The sequence below is a fragment of the Paraburkholderia sp. A1RI_3L genome, assembly GCF_048957895.1.
Classification (GTDB): domain Bacteria; phylum Pseudomonadota; class Gammaproteobacteria; order Burkholderiales; family Burkholderiaceae; genus Paraburkholderia; species Paraburkholderia kururiensis.
In genome coordinates this window covers 1-434 of record NZ_JARCHA010000083.1, presented here as the reverse complement: position 1 = coordinate 434, position 434 = coordinate 1, and the positions used below count along the sequence as shown (strand labels likewise).

Here is a 434-nt window from a genome sequence, read left to right as displayed (position 1 = left end):
CGGGCAACGATATGTGCTGGGCGCACTGGTGCTGGCCAACTATGGGCGTATCGAGAACCTCACGGTGGCCGGGCAGCCGCTCGGGCGCCGCATCGTCGCGCAAGGATCCCGCGCGGACAGCGCACGCGCCGAGCCGGAGAAAGGCTCCATCATCATGATCGTCGCGACCGATGCGCCGCTCGACGTCCGGCAGCTGGAGCGCCTGGCGAAGCGCTCGGCGGCCGGGCTCGCACGCACGGGTTCGGTGTATGGCCATGGCAGCGGCGATATCGCGCTCGCGTTCAGCTCGGCGTGGCAAGTCCCGCATCTCGCGAGCGAGCCGATGCCCGCCGTGCGGATGGTGCACGAATCGATGCTCGATCCGCTGTTCGACGCCTGCGCGGAAGCGGTCGAGCAGGCGATCGTCCATGCGCTGTGGCGTGCCACGACCGTGA

General features: G+C 69.4%; 1 protein-coding gene. It reads left to right on the top strand.

The annotated features are described in order from the left end of the window. A partial coding sequence (locus PXJ20_RS33000) for a P1 family peptidase (RefSeq protein WP_421057524.1) occupies positions 1 to 434 on the top strand: 434 nt, incomplete at both ends.